2 protein-coding genes are annotated in these 720 nt (G+C 27.6%); both read right to left on the reverse strand.

Annotation, left to right across the window (positions count from 1 at the left end; all coding sequences use genetic code 11):
• On the reverse strand, window positions 1-446 hold a 446-nt coding region (locus ABN217_RS19320; protein WP_349459869.1), incomplete at its 3' end, for a FimD/PapC N-terminal domain-containing protein.
• A gap of 19 nt (window positions 447-465) precedes the next feature.
• Window positions 466-720, reverse strand: a 255-nt coding sequence (locus ABN217_RS19325) for a fimbrial biogenesis chaperone (RefSeq protein WP_502935139.1), incomplete at its 5' end; no start/stop codon positions are given.

Below are 720 nucleotides of genomic sequence, written 5' to 3' on the forward strand. Positions count from 1 at the left end.
TGCGGTAAAGTTAGTACATACTGGTTTCTATTTAAATCTAGCGTGCTAACAGTGTGTTCAATAAGGCTAATATTAATAAATTTTTCATCTTTTTTAATTAATTCACTAGGAATATCAACACCAGCTTGATACCACTCATCAGCTGTTAGTAAAGGTACTAGGTTTTTTTTATTTTCTGCGTTATCCATTAACGAAAATTCAACTTCACGATTAAAAATACGATTTTTATTAATAAAAAAATCAATATGGTAATAACCTGGTGCAATAGAAGATTCTCTAAATACACTAAGGTCTTCATTTGTTACCTGTTGTGAATGACCTTCAATATTCAATAGATTAGGTGGGTAATAATCATCCGCTGAAGTATTAAATGAGAAAAATAAACCTCCAAACATTAATAAATGGAGTGGAGATTTATTTAAATAATGATCCTTTTCTATTTTCATGTTGAAATAAATCTCTTAGTTATAATTTAAAATCAACTGGAACACCCTTACCAAAGTCATCAATATAAATAAGCTGAATTTTATTTTGATTACTTTGTATTTTATTGACTTTTATAATTGTTTCGGACTTTGGAGATAAATAACCTGGATTATCTTCAACTTCACTATGATTAAGAAATATCTTTCCAATATTGATGAAAAAAGGCGTATTGTTAGTAATCACTATATTGCCATTCTTTAATGACCATTTAAGTGTTTTTACTTCGTTTTCAAT

It is taken from the genome of Proteus sp. fly-1067 (assembly GCF_040139345.1).
GTDB classification, from domain to species: Bacteria; Pseudomonadota; Gammaproteobacteria; order Enterobacterales; family Enterobacteriaceae; genus Proteus; species Proteus vulgaris_B.